This is a genomic window from Ochrobactrum soli (genome assembly GCF_003664555.1).
Taxonomy (GTDB): domain Bacteria; phylum Pseudomonadota; class Alphaproteobacteria; order Rhizobiales; family Rhizobiaceae; genus Brucella; species Brucella teleogrylli.
Genome location: NZ_RCHH01000003.1, coordinates 872,375 through 888,782, shown reverse-complemented (window position 1 = coordinate 888,782; position 16,408 = coordinate 872,375). Strand labels below are relative to the sequence as shown.

Here is a 16,408-nt window from a genome sequence, read left to right as displayed (position 1 = left end):
ACTCGATCCAGAGCCACTTGCACGGCCTGGGATTCTCAATCCGGAAGATGCCTATCGTATCGCGAAGGAATATTTTGACGACCGACTACCGCATGCGAGTAAATTCGCTAAAGGAGCTGCGTTTTATTGTCAGGAGGGAGACTTCAAAGAGGCTGCTTTCCTGCTTCATCAGGCAATTGAACAGGCTTATTCAACTTTTCTCTTGGTAACCACAAATTACGCCCCAGCTTCGCATAATCTGAAATTCTTGCGACGTCTCGCCGAAGGAAAGCGAAGCGAATTGGCTAAGGCGTGGCCTCAGGATCAACAGCGCTACAAGGCTTGGTTCAATATCGTCAACGAAGCTTACGTCAAGGGCCGTTATTCACCTCACTTCGAGATCACAGAGGAAGCATTAAAATGGCTATTAGCACGCGCGAATATCCTAATCGCTTTAATAGAAGAGCTTTGCACCCAACATCTGAACGCAATAGAACCCGAATGATAGGCGTTCTATACATGGCTCTTTGACGAATTTTCAGGTTGGTATTTTTCATTTTGTTCTGCCGTGAGAGGCTCAGACAAGTAAAAAACCGTGAATTGTTGAGCTTTGGCTCAATGAGATAAGTCGCGTCCCCGATTGATACGGCGTTGCTGACGTTCGGCCAAGATTTTCTGGCTTGCCTGCAGCCGTACGGTCTTCTGGAGGGTCTGTAACCGCTCACAAAGTGCTTCAAATGCCAGACGCTGCATAGACGACGCATTCGTGATGAGGTTCGTCTCGCCCTTCAAGATCGCATCGCGACCGAAACGGAGGTCGAGTGCCCGACTGACACACTTAAATTCCTCACGGATATCGGCATTAATTAATCGAGCCGCAATGTCGAGCTTGGCATCTTTTTTCTGCATCGCCATTGTCAGCTCACGCAATACCACTTCGGCTGCAGGTGACAAACCTGGAATGGCAATTCCCATACGCTGGCGCTCCCCGGTAATCGCTTTGGTCTCGTTGCTCAGCGCCGTCGCGTAAGATGCACCCAACGACCGAACACGGCTTTCTGCGTCCGGGACAGCCAAAAGGGCTTCCTTTCGTTCACGCCCAGATGCCAGAAATTTATCCATGATGCGGTCAGAACCACGCAATGCCCCATAGGCTGCGGGATCGTTAGCAACCGCCGCCGCGATGCGCTCAGCCGCAAAACCTTTGATAATCAAGGCTTCAATTTTGTCGACGGCACCTGCCGGATCACGCCAGATGTTGGAGGCTGTTTTAGCAAGGGCTGCGCGATTGTATTGGTAATGATTGGCTGTGAACGCCCTCTCCTTTGCCTCATCTTCTATTGGCGCTTTGAACTCCGTCACAGCTGACAGCATCGGCAACACGGCATTTGTTTTCGCGCCTGGCTCGATGCTGGCAGTTGTAACGACCTTCGCGCGGTCCCTTGTTTCGACAAGACGCTGTTCCTCGGCAAAACGGCGTATAATGGTAAAAAGACGCGTCAGTTTCTCGCGCCGATCTGAATTGAGGTTCTCCGGCATGCGCTCGAGGATATTGCGTTCAGCCACGGCATCAGCTTTGTCGGTAAAGGCCGACCAGCCAAAGCGCGCGGTCAACGCCTCATTGATCGCCTTCACTTGCTGGACCAACTGATGGTCCCCCGCAGCATGGGAAAAGGCCGTCTTATAGGCATCTGTTACACCGCGCTTGCTCTCCGCTTCGACTTCGATAAGGCGGGCCATTGCCTGCTGCGAGGGTGCAGGGATCGACAGTGCCATATAGCCGCGACGTTGCTCTTCGCGCTTGCCAAAGCGTTCCGCCTGACGACGGAATTCTGTCGCATGCGCACGCGCCAGCGGAACAAGTTCAGAAAGAGCGCCAAGCGCGGCCTTGCGTTCATCCCGAGCGACGCGACCGTCAAACAGAGAACCCGATCCCCGGATCGGGCCAAAACGTTCTGGTTTAGCGGCAATATCCTCAGCAAGGCTTCGCGGTTCTATTTGCCTGTTGGAGGCAAGTGCATTGAGCCTTGCCAGCGCACCATCTGGATCTCGATATATCTTCCCCAACACTTGTCGAAGAATGACCTCCCGCTCCTTCCAGCGATCTGAATGTAATTGCGCACGTCGGGCATCCTCTTCGAGGCTGCGGGCGAACTGGGTTATTGGGGGAAGAAGATGAGGTCCGTTGTTGCCTCGTTGCTCTGATGTTTCAGGTGGTCGTGCTGCAAGCTGCTGCGAACGTTGTTCAGTATAGGAAACGCTTTTGTTGCGTTCGATCATGATATCGAGCGCCACACTGGCCCGTTCCCAAAGCTTTGCCACTTGTCCGCGCTTGTCATCAAGCCACGCCAGCTTTTGTCCGACACGCTCTTCTATGCTCGCCATAACTACGGCAAGCGTGTCGATACCTCGCCGACGGGCAAAGTCATGCGCATGCGCCCGATAACCAGCTTCATTCTCAAAATCGAGCGTCGTGGTTTTTGCGCCTGAACGGCCAAGACGTTCAACCAGTTGCCCAAACAATTCCGGCCTATGGTTTTCGCGCTCGATCCGCTCACTTCGTATAATAGCAGTTTCGAGCTGCTTTGCCGTCCAGACGTTTCGCTCGACTTCGCGTTCCTCAAAACTCTTCCGGCCGGTCAACTTGTCTGTGACAGGGATTTTGACCTTGACGATTTCAACGCCGTCTTTTCGGAGAAGTGCGGTATCATCTTTTGATACACCTCCGTCAGCCAACGCCTTGGGCAAACTGACGCCCCAGAGCCGATGCACGGTTTCGTCATCTATCTTCACATCAGCATAGGGACTTTCATCCGTATCCTTATCCTGTGGCCGGAACTTTGCCATACCGGTCGCAATCAGTTCGCCGGCAACACCGGCTGCATGATCAACCCGCGGTTTCCCGCCCCATTCCGCTTTTGGCTCAAAATCCTCCCGCGCCGCATAAAGATCGGCGCGGTCATGATGACGGGTCATGGACACATAGGTCAGATGCTGATCCATCATGCCGGTAGCAAGCACAAATGTCCGACCAACGGTCACGCCTTGCGATTTATGGATGGTCACAGCATAGCCATGATCGATATTGCGATAGCTGTCCTCGCTGAGCACCACATCCCGGCCAGTGTCGAGACGGATCGATAACAGCGGACGCCCACCTTTGCCACCGGTGGAAACGACAGTACCGAGCATACCGTTTTTGACATATTGCGGACGAAGATGCTTTGCGCGCGTTTCGACAAAGCGGGCATTTTCTAGAAAGATGACCCGGTCGCCGCAGCCAAATTCTCGAACGCCGCGCTCTGTGCGAAACTCACGAGCGTTTGTCAGAGCACCCTCCCTGTGCATGACGATGCGCAGGGATTCGTTCAAGCGCCTTACATCTTTATTGGTATGAGCGAGCACCAGCATCTCGTCGCCGCGCAGCTTTCCATCTTTCCCTGCCGTCCGCGACTGTGCGATCGCCTCTCGGCGCCCATCGCTCCAGTCGGCAACAAGACGTTCTATAACCTCAGCGCGTCGCTCGGCTTCGATTATGTGCCCCTTTTGAGCATAGGCATCGAGCCCCTCTTCGACCTTGCCCCGCGCAAAAAGCCTGGAGGCATCGCGTGCCCAGGCTTCTCGTTGGCGGCGGACACCGGCAAGCTCGGCGAAACCAATCCGCTCCGTTATTGCCCGGAAGGCTGCACCGGCCTGGATCGGCTGAAGCTGCATCGCATCACCGACCAGAACGGCTTTTGCACCGGCATTCTCAACCGCCTTCAACACGCGTGCCATCTGCTCAGAAGACACCATGCCGGCTTCGTCCACTACGAAGATGTCTCCGCGTTTGAGAAGATCACGACCATTCTCCCAGCCAAGTTCCCAAGCGGCAAGGGTTCGCGATTTTATGCCAGAGCTATCCTCCAATCCTTCCGCAGCTTTACCGGATAAGGCTGCTCCGAAGACATCCCTGCGCTCATTTTCCCAGGCAATACGGGCAGTGGCAAGAAGCGTCGACTTGCCAGCGCCCGCAAGCCCGACCACGGCGGAGATGGCACTGTCGCCAGTAAGATGACGAATGGCGTCAATCTGCTCCAGATCAAGCTTAAAAGATTTGCCCGGATCCGCCGTTTCGAATTTTTGGATGCCCGCTTCAATCTTCGCAGCACCAATTCCAACGCCCTTGCGCTTTGACAAAACCTCAGCTGACTGCGCCATGTCATATTCAATCCGCAGGATCTCGCGGGTGGTAAAAATTGCGGGCTCGTTTGCCTTGCCGGTTTGCTGATCCACCTGTTGCGGCTTCAACAGTACTAGATCGTCAGACGCCATCAGCCGTGAGCGAATATTGGCAAAATCGCCCGGATCATCAACATAACGATGCAATGTCCTGGCGATATCCTTCTCATCAAAGGTCGAACGCTCAATGCCGAGGCGTTTGAGAAGAAGTCCGGGGTCAGCAAGCAGTCGATCAGCCATTTCCTGCCGACGCGCAAGTTCGGCCGGCGCGAAATACATCTCCACGCCCTTGCGAGCCATTGCAGTCTTTGCTGGCCCAAGATGTTTCTGGGCAATTCCATCCAGACCCTGTTCAGCGTAAGAGCGCCCATCAAGGCGAATATCATGGCCAGCCAGAGCCAAGTAGCGGCTCGCCGTCTCTGCCCAAGCAACCTTCCACGCTTTCATGGTCTCTCTGTCACCAGCCCAACACGTATAAACAATATCCCCGTTATGGCGGTTCGACTTTACCTCACGCAATGGTTTCCCGTCAGGTCGGAGAACCGGCACATATTTGGGACCAAAACCCGTTTCTGTCAGGGGTCTGAGCGCAGTCAGCAGGTGAATATGGGGATCACCATCCTTGTCGTGATAGACCCAGTCAGCAATCATACCCTTCACAGTCAGATTGTCCCGGACGAACTCCTGCACCAGGGCAATATTCTCCGCCCGCGTCAGTTCTTCTGGGAGCGCAATAATCAGCTCACGAGCAAGCTGTGCATCCACCCGCGTCTCAAATGCATCGACGGCGTTCCACAACACTTCGCTCGCACCCGCGGCGGTCTTGCCATCTATCGCCAACCGTAACCAACCCGGAACATCTTCCGGCAAAGCCAGCTCTTCATGGACCAGATCATCGTCGCCACCACGATAGTTGAATGAGATTCCGGTCTGTTCGTCTCTCATCCGGGTGCGATGCCGATAAGAAGCCGCGGAGATAATATTACGGCCCGCCCCTCTGCTGATCATCTGTGCTCTGACGAACATGATTGCCACGATGAACTCCTGACCTCACAAACGTGCCAACCAACCCAATCCTGCTGCTTGCCAAAAGTCAGCTCCCAACTCCGGGACGAAAATCAGGTTGGAATTTCGGTAGTGTCGATTTGGATAATTCCACAGACAAACGTTTTTTACTATCTTTTTTAGATTAGTTAAATTCGACCCTTATGTCTGGCTAGAATATGCGTAAGGCGTAAATTGATCTAAATTTCGTATTTTTCGTAACGATGGACAAATAGAGATGCTGATCGAACGTATAAAACAAGTTACAGTTAAACCGGCCGAACCGCTAAGGCAGGACTAGCGCAAATGAGGTCGCCGATGTGAAACTCAATCACAGTTTCGAAGAATTCGTGGCGCGGCTTCGTGAAAGCTGAAAAAAGCGATTGGGGAGAGCGACAACGGCAAAATAAAAAGCCACACAACTTTTAGAAAACGTCTCAAGGACGAGCTGCCAGAACACGACCGGTTCATGAACCCCTGAGGCAGTCGCAACCCCTCCCCGTTGCTTATGCAATCACCTTATCTGCGCCAACGAAAAAGTTGGGGCGCGACAATCGAAACGATTCAACAGTTGAGGTCCACACTGGACGATTGACTCTCCTTCTCAGTTGCCTCAAAAATAAGAACAAATAATGAACACTTGGAGATGATGATGCGCACAACTGGCAAACTCGATTATCTGGAAATGCCCGCCGCCAATGGCTCACTCGACGCGACAAAAAGCTTTTATGCACGGGCATTCGGCTGGTCGTTCACCGATTACGGTCCCACTTATTCGGCCTATTCCGAGGGGCTGGACGGCGGCTTTGACGCCGACCCGCAAGCGACATCGAAGCCCCTACCCGTGCTTTATGCGCTGAGGCTCGAAACCGCGCTTCAAGCCGTGACCGAAGCTGGCGGCACCATCGTCAAGCCGATCTTTGCATTTCCGGGCGGACGCCGCTTTCATTTCACTGATCCGGCGGGTAATGAACTCGCAGTATGGAGTGAAAATTAGAGCAGCCCATGTCCACATCCTTGTCAGCCCTCGAAGCCGCAGCGCGATACTTATCCCAGGCCGACAAGGATCGGTTCTTCCGGATCAAACGTGAAATGGAAGCGGCAGGCGCTTCCAAAAAGAGTATCGAAGACCGCCTTCACGCCTTCATCTGGGAAGTCATCGAATCCGATGACGACGATGAAGACGTGGAAGAAGAATAGACGTCAGGTCTGAAGCACATCCCGAAAAATACGAAGCGTGATCAGCTCGCTTCACGCAGGCGTTCCGCCGTTTGGAGATCGACCGAAACAAGCTGGCTGACACCCTGCTCGCCCATGGTGACGCCGAACAGACGATTCATACGCGCCATGGTGATCGGATTATGCGTGATGACCACGAAACGAGTTTCGGTTGAAGCCGCCATCTCGTCCATCAGATTGCAATAGCGCTCAACATTGTGGTCGTCGAGTGGCGCGTCCACTTCGTCCAGCACGCAGATCGGCGCGGGATTGGTGAGAAACACCGCAAAGATCAGCGCCATGGCAGTCAGCGCTTGCTCGCCGCCTGAAAGCAGCGTCATGGTCTGTGGCTTTTTCCCGGGTGGACGGGCGAGAATTTCAAGCCCGGCTTCCAGCGGATCGTCGCTTTCAATCAGTTGTAGTTCCGCCGTGCCGCCGCCGAACAGATGCGTGAACAGGCGCTGGAACTGCACATTCACCACCTCGAAGGCAGCCAGCAGACGCTCGCGTCCTTCGCGGTTCAGGCTCTGGATCGCCTGGCGCAATTTCTTGATCGCCTCGATGACATCCTCGCGCTCGGATACGATCGCGTCGAGACGGTCCGAAAGCTCCTGGCTTTCCTCTTCCGCGCGCAGGTTCACCGCGCCAAGCCGCTCGCGCTCGATCTTGAGCCGCTCCAGCTGGCGTTCCAGCTGATCGGGGTCGGGAATAGCATCATCGGCCTTCAGCCCGGTATGGCGGATCGCTTCATGCGGCGCACAGTTGAGCGCCTCAACGATACGGACTTCCGCATCCTTGCGCCGCTCTTCGGCTGCGGCAAGGCGTTCTTCGGCGCGGGCACGCTGCTCGCGGCTTGATGCCAGATGCTGAATGGCAAGCGTCGCGGCCTTGTCGAGTTCGGCCTGCGCGGTCTCAGCCTCGGCCAGAATATCAGCGGCTTCTTTACGACGATCATCCGCCAGGGAAAGCTCGTTCAACAGCGCCCGGCGGCGCGCCTCGATCTCGTCCGGCGCTTCGGCCAGACCTTCCGCCTCGTCTGCCGTCTCGGCGCGACGGTCGTTCAGCGACGCAATCTGCCGGTCGGCATTTTCCGCGCGCGAAATCCAGTTGCGTCGCTCCAGCGCAATCATGTCCAGACGGCGCAACCGCGCTTCGGCCTCACGACGCAGCCCTTCATAAGCGGCGCGTGCTTCGGCCAAAGCCGTGCGGTCGGAGAGGACTTCGCTCGTCAGCGCTGCAAGGCGTTGCGCAATGGCCTCCAGATCCGGCATTTCACCGAGCCGGTCTTCCGCTTCCGCGACGCGGATCTGCGCTTCTTCCAGATTTTCTTCCAGCCGCGCCTTGGATTCGTCCAGAGCCGAACGGCGGGTTGCAAGCTGCCCTGCCGCACGCTCGGCGACCGCCAGCGCTTCACGCGCCTCGTCCAGCTTGCGCTGATTGGTGCGCCACTGATCGCGGGCGACACGCTCATGTTCGACGGCTTCGCGCACCGAAGCTTCGGCGCGGCGCACTGCCTGTTCGGCCTCATCGACGCCGTTGCGGGCGACAACCGATTCCTGCTCCAGTTCGCTCAGGCGGTTCTTCTGTGCCAGACGTTGTGCTGCCGGTGTCGGCGCATCGGCGCTTGCCGTATAACCATCCCAGCGCCACAGCGCACCGGCCTTGCTCACCAGCCGCTGGCCGGGACGCAAAAGCGCCTGCAATCGCTGACCATCACTGTCCGACACAACGCCGACTTGGGCCAGCCTGCGGCGCAATTGCTGCGGCCCATCGACCAAGCGGTCGAGCGGCGTTGCCCCTTGTGGCAAGGCCGGATCGGCTTCCGGTGCCGGATTATAAGCCCAATAGACCGGTGCATTGTCGTCGCTTGCCGCGTCGAGGTCTTCACCCAAGGCTGCGCCGAGGGCGATTTCATAACCCTTTTCAACGCGCAGCTCTTCCACCACCGGCGGAAACAGGCCGGTTTCGCCAGCATTGAGAATACGCGCCAGCGTCTGCGCTTCGGTCTCGATGCGGTTCAGTTCCGTGCGCGCTTCGTTCAGAGGCTGTCGGCTTGCCGCTTCCACTTCGCGTGCGCCTGCGACCAGTTCTTCTGCCGCAACAACCGCTTCTTCAGCCGCAGCAAGCGCATCCGCACAGGCATCAACCACGATGCGCTTTTCAGCCGGGTCGAACAGACCGCCGATCTGCTGGACGACAGTGGCAATATCGCGCTCGATGGCGTCCATCTGCACGGCAAGGCGGTCGCGGCGATCCTGCGTTTCCTTCAAAGCGCGTTCGATCTGCGCCCGTTCGGCGGTCGCTTCCGCCCGTTCGGCGGTCACCCGCGCCAGCGCGCCTTCGCTATCGGTCAGGCGAATTTCCGCCTCTTCGAACAGCGCACGCAATTCCTCGTCGCGCTCGCCCGATGCTTCGTTGGAAGCGACCAGTTCCTGCTCTTCTTCTTCCAGTTTCGCCAGAATATCGGCATTCTCGCGCACCATCTGCTCTTCGCGAGCAATGTCGGCAGTCAGCTGTTCCAGCCGCTTCATCAGCTCGGCGCGGCGGGCGCGAATGCGTCCGTCCTCTTCGTCCAGCTGGGTGCGGGCAATTGAAAGGCGCTGCAAGGCGGCAGCGGCCTTGGCTTCGGCCTCGCGCAGTTCCGGCAACTTATGCGCGCCGACCGCCTGATCGCGAGCCGCGTTCATCTGCGCCTGCGCCATATCGCCGACAGTCGCGGTCGCAGCCGACAAGGCGCTTTGTGCCTCCCCTTCCTGCGCTTTGGCCTGGCTCCAGCGCAGATGCAGCAAGGCGGCTTCCGCACGGCGAATATCCGCGGAAAGCGCCTTGAAACGGTTTGCCTGACGCGCCTGACGCTTCAGGCTTTCGATCTGGCTACCCAACTCGCCGACCACATCGTCAAGACGGTCGAGATTGCCCTCGGCAGCACGCAGGCGTAGTTCCGCTTCGTGGCGACGCGTATGCAGGCCGGAAATACCGGCAGCTTCTTCCAGAAGCGCACGGCGTGCCTGTGGTTTTGCCTGAATGAGTTCGCCGATGCGCCCCTGCCCGACCATGGACGGCGAACGCGCGCCGGTCGATTGATCCGCAAAGAGCAACTGCACATCCTTGGCGCGAGCTTCCTTGCCATTGATGCGATAGACGGAGCCTGCCTCGCGCTCGATACGGCGCGACACCTGCAACTCATCGGCGTCGTTATAGCTCGCGGGAGCCGTGCGGTCGGAATTGTCGAGGAAAAGCGTCACTTCCGCTGTATTGCGCGCCGGGCGCGTGGCGGAACCGGAAAAAATGACATCGTCCATGCCAGAAGCGCGCATGTTCTTGTATGAGTTTTCACCCATCACCCAGCGCAAGGCTTCCACCAGATTGGATTTGCCGCAGCCATTCGGCCCGACAACGCCGGTCAGCCCGCCTTCGATGACGAACTCCATCGGCTCGACGAAGGACTTGAAACCGACAAGGCGCAGTTTGGAAAAGCGCATCAGCAAGCGCCTCCAGTTTTATCGCCCATTCCAGAAACGACAAAAGCGGACGCAATGATACGTCCGCTTTTCATCCGGGAAAACGGGTCAGAGAAGCTTGTCGATGATTGCCGACATTTCGTCAACCGAAAGGGCTCCAGCGTATTTTTGGCCGTTGATGAAGAAGGTTGGCGTCGCGTTGACTCCATAATCCTTCGATCCACGTTCCATCGTGGCTCTCACATCATCGAGAACTTGCTGGTTCGTCAAGCAAGCCTTGAAGGACTCCTGTGTAAAACCGGCAAGTTTTGCGATTTGTAGCAGGGCGGCTTCACCATCTTCGGCGGTTGCCCACTGTTGCTGCTGCTTGAAGAACACGTCGACCATCGGGAAATAGCGATCTTCCGGAGCGCAGCGCGCCAGCATGAACGCAGCGGTTGCGCGCGGATCGAACGGGAATTCGCGGAAGATGAGCCGCGCCTTGCCTGTATCGATATATTTTTCCTTGATCTTCGGGAAAGTATTGATCGTGAATTCGGCGCAATGCGGGCAGGTCAGCGATGCATATTCGATGATCGTCACCGGTGCATCGGCCTTGCCGTAGACCATATCCTTGAGCTTGCCCGGCTCGGCGATCTTCGCCGCATCGACAGTGCCTTCCGGGGCACGGTCCTGCGCCAGAGCGCCCGTTGCAGAAGCTCCTGCAAAAGCCAGTCCGGCAGCAGCCGATCCAGCGAGAGAAATGACGTGTCTGCGATTAAGCACTGCAGGCATCCGAATCATCCAGTCCTGTTTCATTTGGTTGTTCGATATATAATCTAAGGCGGCCGAGAAATATTCGCCAGACCCGCATCGTTCACATGAAAGTCAGCAGACCACCGATATTGTTTCCATATGCAGAACGACTAGCCCAGTTCTTGCTTCAACTCGCTGCAAACTGCCGAAGCCTTGCATCAAATTTATGGCGGCTTGTATCGCAATTAAGCGTTTTTGCAATTGCAGGAAGTTTCTGGCAACGCACTGAGCTTAATCCGTCTTTTTGCCGGAACTTCGCTTTTCCGCCAGAATATTCTTGCCAAGCCGTGCAAGTGCCGCCCGCAAGGCATCATCCTCGATTCCGTCCGTTGCCTTGTCGATCCGGCGCTCTTCCGAAGGGGCCAGCGGAGCAAGCCGCTTGGCCCGGCGCTTGGCCGGTATAGCGGGTGGCTTTTGCTCGATGCGGATGCGCCCGATGGCCGAAAAGCCAAGAAAGCCATTGACGCGACTGATGATTTCGCCGGTCTCGTGCTGGATCTGTAAGGCGGCAAAACCTTCGCAAGCGATGATCAAGGTCGCAGGTTTGAATGGGTCATCTTCATGCAGGCGACGCGGCCAGAGAATACGCAACGGGCGCGATGTGGCGCCAATGGCCGGGCCGACGATATCTTCCCAGGATTGCAGGAGCGAGAGATTGATGCCCGCACGTTTCTGGAGCATCGGGTCCATCAGACCCGAGGTCATATCCGCCAGCGGTCGAAATCCGCGTTTTGATTTTGGCTCGCTCATCGCGCTCCATTATAGCCGCGAAACCACTCCACAAACAAAGGAATACCTTCATCGAGCGTCGTTTTGGGGCTGAAACCCAGATCGCGGGTGGCCAGCGTGATATCCGCATAGGTGCGTGGAACGTCTGCGGCAGGCATCGGTTCAAGCCTGCGGATCGCTTCCCTACCTGTCGCCTTCTCGATTGCCGCAATGAAATCATTGAGCATGACCGGGCGGTTGTTGCCGAGATTATAGACCGGTGCCGTTTCCTGCGGCTTTTCCAGAATGCGCTTTACCGCGCCGACAACGCCGCTGACGATATCCTCCACGAACGTAAAATCGCGCTGCATCTCGCCATTGTTGAAAACGCGGATGGGCTCCCCTTTCAGGATCGCCGAAGTGAAAAGCCATGGCGCCATATCCGGTCGTCCAAAGGGGCCGTAAACCGTGAAAAAGCGCAAGCCCGTCGAATGCAGCTTGTGTACATGGCTGTAGGAAAAAGCCAGCAATTCGCCCGAGCGCTTCGTCGCGGCATAGACCGATACCGGATGATTGACCGGATCGCTTTCTGAAAAAGGAATTTTCTCGTTTGCGCCATAAACCGAAGACGAACTGGCATAGACCACAGGCGGGCGCTTCTCGAGCTTCAGCGCGGTCTCGAAAATATTGACCTGCCCCATGACATTGGCCGAAACATAGGCAGCCGGGTTTTCGATGGAATAACGCACGCCCGCCTGCGCGGCGAGATGTACGATCACATCGGCGTCCCTATCCGCGCCAATGGCATTCTTGATCGCTTCCGCATCCGCAATATCGGCTTTGGCAAAACGAAAGCCGTCGCGTGCGAGGAGCTTGGCGAGCCGCGTTTCCTTCAGCTCGACCTGATAGTAGTCATTGACATTATCGATGCCGACAACCTGCCAGCCTTCGTCCAGCAGGCGTTGCGCCGTGTGGTATCCGATGAAACCGGCGGCCCCCGTTACTATCGCTTTCATGCAATCGACTTCTTTCCGAATACGCACATTTCAAGTCCGGCACGCCGTGCGGCCATGACCCGACGGGACGCGGCTGCATTCAGCGCCGCAAGGAAGAACATGGTCGACGAAATCGTGACTTCGTGCAGCAGCGGATTGTGCAGCATGCCGTAACTGCCGCTGACCACCGCGAAATAAATCAGGGCCCTGCGCATTGCCCAGCTATCTGCGGTTCGCCACAGATAGACGAAAATAGACAGGAAGGCACCGGTCATGAAGATCAGGCCGATGATACCGTCATTCAGCAATTCGTCGAGAACAGTATTGTGCACATGGCGGAAACCAGCCAGCATCGGAGCCTGTTCGCCCGCTTCCGTCCGCACCTCATCCATTTTGGAATAGGAACCGACGCCCGCAATCGGATGCTGCACGATGATCTTGCTGGCGCTTTTCCACAGCACCTCACGAATATCGGCAGAAATCTTGTCTTCCCACTGCTTGCTGTCACCGGTGTCGTAATACTCGATCATGCCCGAAAAGCGCTTCGAAATGATGTCGCCGACAGGACCGACGACAACCAGCGCCGCCAAAGCAACGCCCAGCGCGGCGTAAACACTCCCCTGCTGGCGGATGCTGAAACGCTTCAGAAAGAAAATGATTTCAATCGCAGCAAAGATAGGCAGAACCACGATCACGGCCCGGGTTTCGGAGGTCAAAACCGCCGCCAGACCAAGCACGAGCCAGTGCGGCCCGTTCGGGAGATAGCGCGATGCCTGGCGCAAAGGTATCGCTGCCGAGATGGCCGAGACGCCTACAACAAAGGCAAAAACCGCCTGATTGCCGCCGATCCCGATACGTCCGCCAGCGGTGACCGCCAGATACAGCGCAGCAATAGTGGCGACGAGGACGCCGACACGCGCGCCAAGCACATAGGCGCGCAGCGGGTCGCGGATCAAAGCCATGCCGGAGCCTGCAAAGGCGAAAACCGCAATCAGCAGCGTATAGCCGATCTGACGGTTATCGTTGAACGGTTCACCGCGAAACAGGATCAGCCCAAGCGACCAGGCCGCATAAAGCAGAATGAAAATATAGAATTTCTTGCAATGGAGCCGCGCGACCGCATGGCGGCCGCAAGCCATATAGATCCCGATGCAAGAAAAGACGAATAAAATCAAAGGACCGAGGCCGACCCGGATAGGCATCGCCGCCGAGGCCACGCCCAAAATCCAGGGATCTACCTTGCGGCGAACTAAAAAGGATTTTTTGAAATAACTCAATCGGTTGCCTCTCTGAGATTCCTCTTCGCAAGTGCATAAACGATTCGCCTGACATAATCGGCAGTCCTGAAAAAAAGCGTAGTTAGCCTTTTGTATGGCGGCAATCGCTTTTTAGCGTAAGCTGAACGGCCCTGTGCAATTGTCGATACAGCAACCTCGGAGAATTCCACCACCGGTTTGTCGGTAGTGAAAATCTCGTAATGGCCAGCCCATCCTCGTTCAAGTGCAACATCGTAAGGGACCCGCATGGGGCGTATCCCAGCCAGCAGTTTCGCAGCCCCTTCCCGTGTCACGATATAAGCAGCAGAGCTTCCCAGCGGTCCATGCAGACAACGCCCGATCGCGAACTCGTCATCGACTTGACGGAAAGACCGGAATGCCGCCGTGCGGTGATTGACCAGTTTGATCGCATCCCAACCGCTGATTCGGATCGCTTTTTCAACGAAGGGCATAAAAGCGGGCGTAAACAGGACATCGTCCTCGACCAGAACGGCAAAGGGTTCCGGGGCCGCAGCGATGACTTCAAGGGCGCTAATGTGGCTGAAATAGCAACCAATTTCGGCAGGCATGGCGATTTTGCCATGGCAGCGCCGGAAACCGGCCTCATCGAAATCGCCAAGCTCGTCCGGCTGCAACAGCTTGCCTTCCACAGCCTCGACGCGCCGCAGATCGAGCGAAAACGCGTCAGCGCTTTGTTGCAGGCGCTCCCATCGGTCTCGCGAACGCGCGAGATTGATGACATAAACCGGTACGGAATTAATCACTGATTCTCTTTCCACGGCAAAAGCGCGATGGGAGGATTTGTAACGCGCCAGACCCATTTGCCAAGTGCTGACAATGTTTGGCTTTACACTATCGCTGTTTTTTCTATCAACTACAGTAAACGTGACATTTTTTGGAAAGCCGCTGCGACTTTGAACTCCACCGCCCGCCCGATCACTGCTTCGCCTCAAGCCAAAAGCGGCTCCACACGCAGCGGCCAGCTTTTGAGCTGGTATGATCGCCATCACCGTGTTCTGCCCTGGCGCGTGACGCCCTCAGAACAGACGCGCGGCATACGGCCCGATCCTTACCGGGTCTGGCTTTCGGAAATCATGCTTCAACAGACGACTGTTGAGGCCGTGAAATCCTATTTCACCGCTTTCGTCGCACGCTGGCCGAACGTGCGCGCCATGGCGAACGCCAGCGAAGACGACATTCTGCGCGCATGGGCCGGGCTTGGTTACTATTCCCGCGCCCGCAACCTCAAGAAATGCGCCGACCTCGTTGCCGCACAATATGGCGGCAAATTTCCAGGCAACGCCGCAGCCCTGAAGGAACTGCCCGGCATCGGCGACTACACATCGGCAGCCATTGCCGCAATTGCCTTCGGCGAAAATGCCGCAGTGGTGGACGGCAATGTCGAGCGCGTCATTTCGCGGCTCTATGCCATCGACACGCCACTGCCAGCCGCCAAGCCGCAAATCCGCGCCCTGATGGCCGGGATGACGCCGTCAGACCGCCCCGGCGACTTCGCACAAGCAATGATGGACCTCGGAGCAACGATCTGCACACCGCGCCGACCGGCCTGCGCGATCTGCCCGGTCAATGATAACTGCATCGCACTCGCCACCCGCGACCCGGAGGAATTTCCGGTCAAGGCGCCGAAGGCGGAAAAGCCGATCCGCACTGGTGCGGCTTTCGTTGCCATGAGCGGAGACGGCGCAATCTTTCTGCGCAAGCGAAAAGGCGAAGGCCTGCTTGCGGGCATGACGGAAGTGCCGGGCAGCCCGTGGACCGCGCGTATCGATGGCGACGCGACCGTCAACGCGGCCCCCTTCCCGGCTTCATGGAAACCGGCGGGCAGCATTACCCATGTCTTCACCCATTTCGAATTGCGCCTCTCGGTCTACCGCGCCGAGAATGTGAGCGAGCGTTTGGCCGCAAATGGCTGGTGGTCAGCGCCGGACGAGCTCGCCGGAGAAGCTTTGCCCACCGTGATGAAGAAAGCCATTGCAGCGGCGGTGCCGGATGCCTTCAAACAGACTGGCAAACCCAAAAGGAAGAAACCGTGATCTCTCCAATCAAACATGTCGTTTTCGATATCGGCAAGGTTCTCATCCATTACGATCCGGAACTGGCCTATCTCGACATCATTCCCGACACCGAGCGGCGGCGCTGGTTTCTGGAAACGGTCTGCACGGGTCCGTGGAATGTCGAACAGGATCGCGGGCGTAGCTGGCGGGATGCCGAAGCGCTGTTGATCGACACCCACCCGGAATGGCGCGAGCAGATTCTGGCTTTCCGGCAAAACTGGTCGCGCATGGTGCCGCATGCCTATGATGAAAGTGTCGCCATTCTGCGCGGGCTGATCGCCTCGGGGAACGATGTCACCATGCTGACCAATTTCGCCTCAGACACCTTCCGCGAAGCGCAGGTCCGGTTTCCTTTTCTGACGGAAAGCCGGGGTGTCACCGTTTCGGGCGACGTGAAGATGCTGAAACCCGACCGGGAAATCTACGACGCGCATGTCGCGGCGTTCGACCTTGACCCGGCGGCAACGCTGTTCATCGATGACTCGCTGCATAATGTGGACGGCGCAAAAGCTGCCGGCTGGCAGGCCGTTCATTTCACCGGTGCACCCAAACTCGCCGTCGACCTGAAGTCCCTCGGCCTTACGTTCTGATAAAAGCGAAAGCGCCCGAAGCATTCGCTCCGGGCGCTCCATGAT

The 16,408-nt window shown here is 56.9% G+C and carries 12 protein-coding genes; 5 read left to right on the top strand and 7 right to left on the bottom strand.

All coding sequences use genetic code 11. The annotated features are described in order from the left end of the window. The coding region (locus D8666_RS09575) for a HEPN domain-containing protein (RefSeq protein ID WP_121537403.1) at window positions 1–484 on the top strand (484 nt) is incomplete at its 5' end. 110 nt (window positions 485–594) lie between these two features. On the opposite strand, the gene traA is transcribed toward D8666_RS09575, so the two are convergent. Beyond that, window positions 595–5,235: a Ti-type conjugative transfer relaxase TraA gene (gene traA / locus D8666_RS09570; protein WP_121537401.1), complete on the bottom strand. Its 4,641-nt coding sequence runs from the start codon at window positions 5,233–5,235 to the stop codon at window positions 595–597. A 661-nt stretch (window positions 5,236–5,896) separates the two neighbouring features. Between traA and D8666_RS09565 the strand changes: the two genes are divergently transcribed. Continuing rightward, window positions 5,897–6,241, top strand: coding sequence for a VOC family protein (locus D8666_RS09565; protein WP_121537399.1), 345 nt, complete (start codon window positions 5,897–5,899; stop codon window positions 6,239–6,241). 8 nt (window positions 6,242–6,249) lie between these two features. Next, window positions 6,250–6,444, top strand: a complete 195-nt coding sequence (locus D8666_RS09560) for a hypothetical protein (protein ID WP_109368520.1) — start codon at window positions 6,250–6,252, stop codon at window positions 6,442–6,444. Between the two features lie 41 nt (window positions 6,445–6,485). Here D8666_RS09560 and smc read toward each other — a convergent pair whose 3' ends face one another. The 6 genes from smc to D8666_RS09530 form a co-directional block, all read right to left on the bottom strand. Next, entirely contained in the window at window positions 6,486–9,944 is a 3,459-nt protein-coding gene (gene smc / locus D8666_RS09555) for a chromosome segregation protein SMC (protein ID WP_121537397.1), read from the bottom strand. A gap of 87 nt (window positions 9,945–10,031) precedes the next feature. Continuing rightward, window positions 10,032–10,697 carry a DsbA family protein gene (locus tag D8666_RS09550; RefSeq protein ID WP_109370185.1) on the bottom strand — a complete coding sequence of 222 codons (666 nt, stop codon included), beginning with the start codon at window positions 10,695–10,697 and terminating at the stop codon, window positions 10,032–10,034. Window positions 10,698–10,949: 252 nt separating this feature from the next. After that, window positions 10,950–11,468: a DUF721 domain-containing protein gene (locus D8666_RS09545; RefSeq protein WP_109368517.1), complete on the bottom strand. Its 519-nt coding sequence runs from the start codon at window positions 11,466–11,468 to the stop codon at window positions 10,950–10,952. Next, window positions 11,465–12,442 carry an SDR family NAD(P)-dependent oxidoreductase gene (locus D8666_RS09540; RefSeq protein ID WP_121537395.1) on the bottom strand — a complete coding sequence of 326 codons (978 nt, stop codon included), beginning with the start codon at window positions 12,440–12,442 and terminating at the stop codon, window positions 11,465–11,467. The genes D8666_RS09545 and D8666_RS09540 overlap by 4 nt, the downstream gene beginning before the upstream one ends. Further along, window positions 12,439–13,560, bottom strand: coding sequence for an O-antigen ligase family protein (locus D8666_RS09535; protein WP_235858910.1), 1,122 nt, complete (start codon window positions 13,558–13,560; stop codon window positions 12,439–12,441). Before D8666_RS09535 ends, D8666_RS09540 begins: the two co-directional genes overlap by 4 nt. A 134-nt stretch (window positions 13,561–13,694) precedes the next feature. Continuing rightward, the gene (locus D8666_RS09530) at window positions 13,695–14,705 is read right to left on the bottom strand and encodes a glycosyltransferase family 25 protein (protein ID WP_235858909.1); all 1,011 of its coding nucleotides are present in this window, start codon (window positions 14,703–14,705) and stop codon (window positions 13,695–13,697) included. On the opposite strand from D8666_RS09530, the gene mutY reads away from it, so the two are divergent. Both mutY and D8666_RS09520 read left to right on the top strand, forming a co-directional pair. Further along, window positions 14,634–15,752 (top strand): A/G-specific adenine glycosylase, encoded by a 1,119-nt coding sequence (gene mutY / locus D8666_RS09525; protein ID WP_121537470.1) that lies wholly within the window; start codon window positions 14,634–14,636, stop codon window positions 15,750–15,752. The two genes, D8666_RS09530 and mutY, sit on opposite strands and share 72 nt — an antisense overlap. Continuing rightward, window positions 15,749–16,363, top strand: coding sequence for an HAD family hydrolase (locus tag D8666_RS09520; RefSeq protein WP_121537391.1), 615 nt, complete (start codon window positions 15,749–15,751; stop codon window positions 16,361–16,363). The genes mutY and D8666_RS09520 overlap by 4 nt, the downstream gene beginning before the upstream one ends. The last annotated feature ends 45 nt before the right edge of the window (window positions 16,364–16,408 follow it).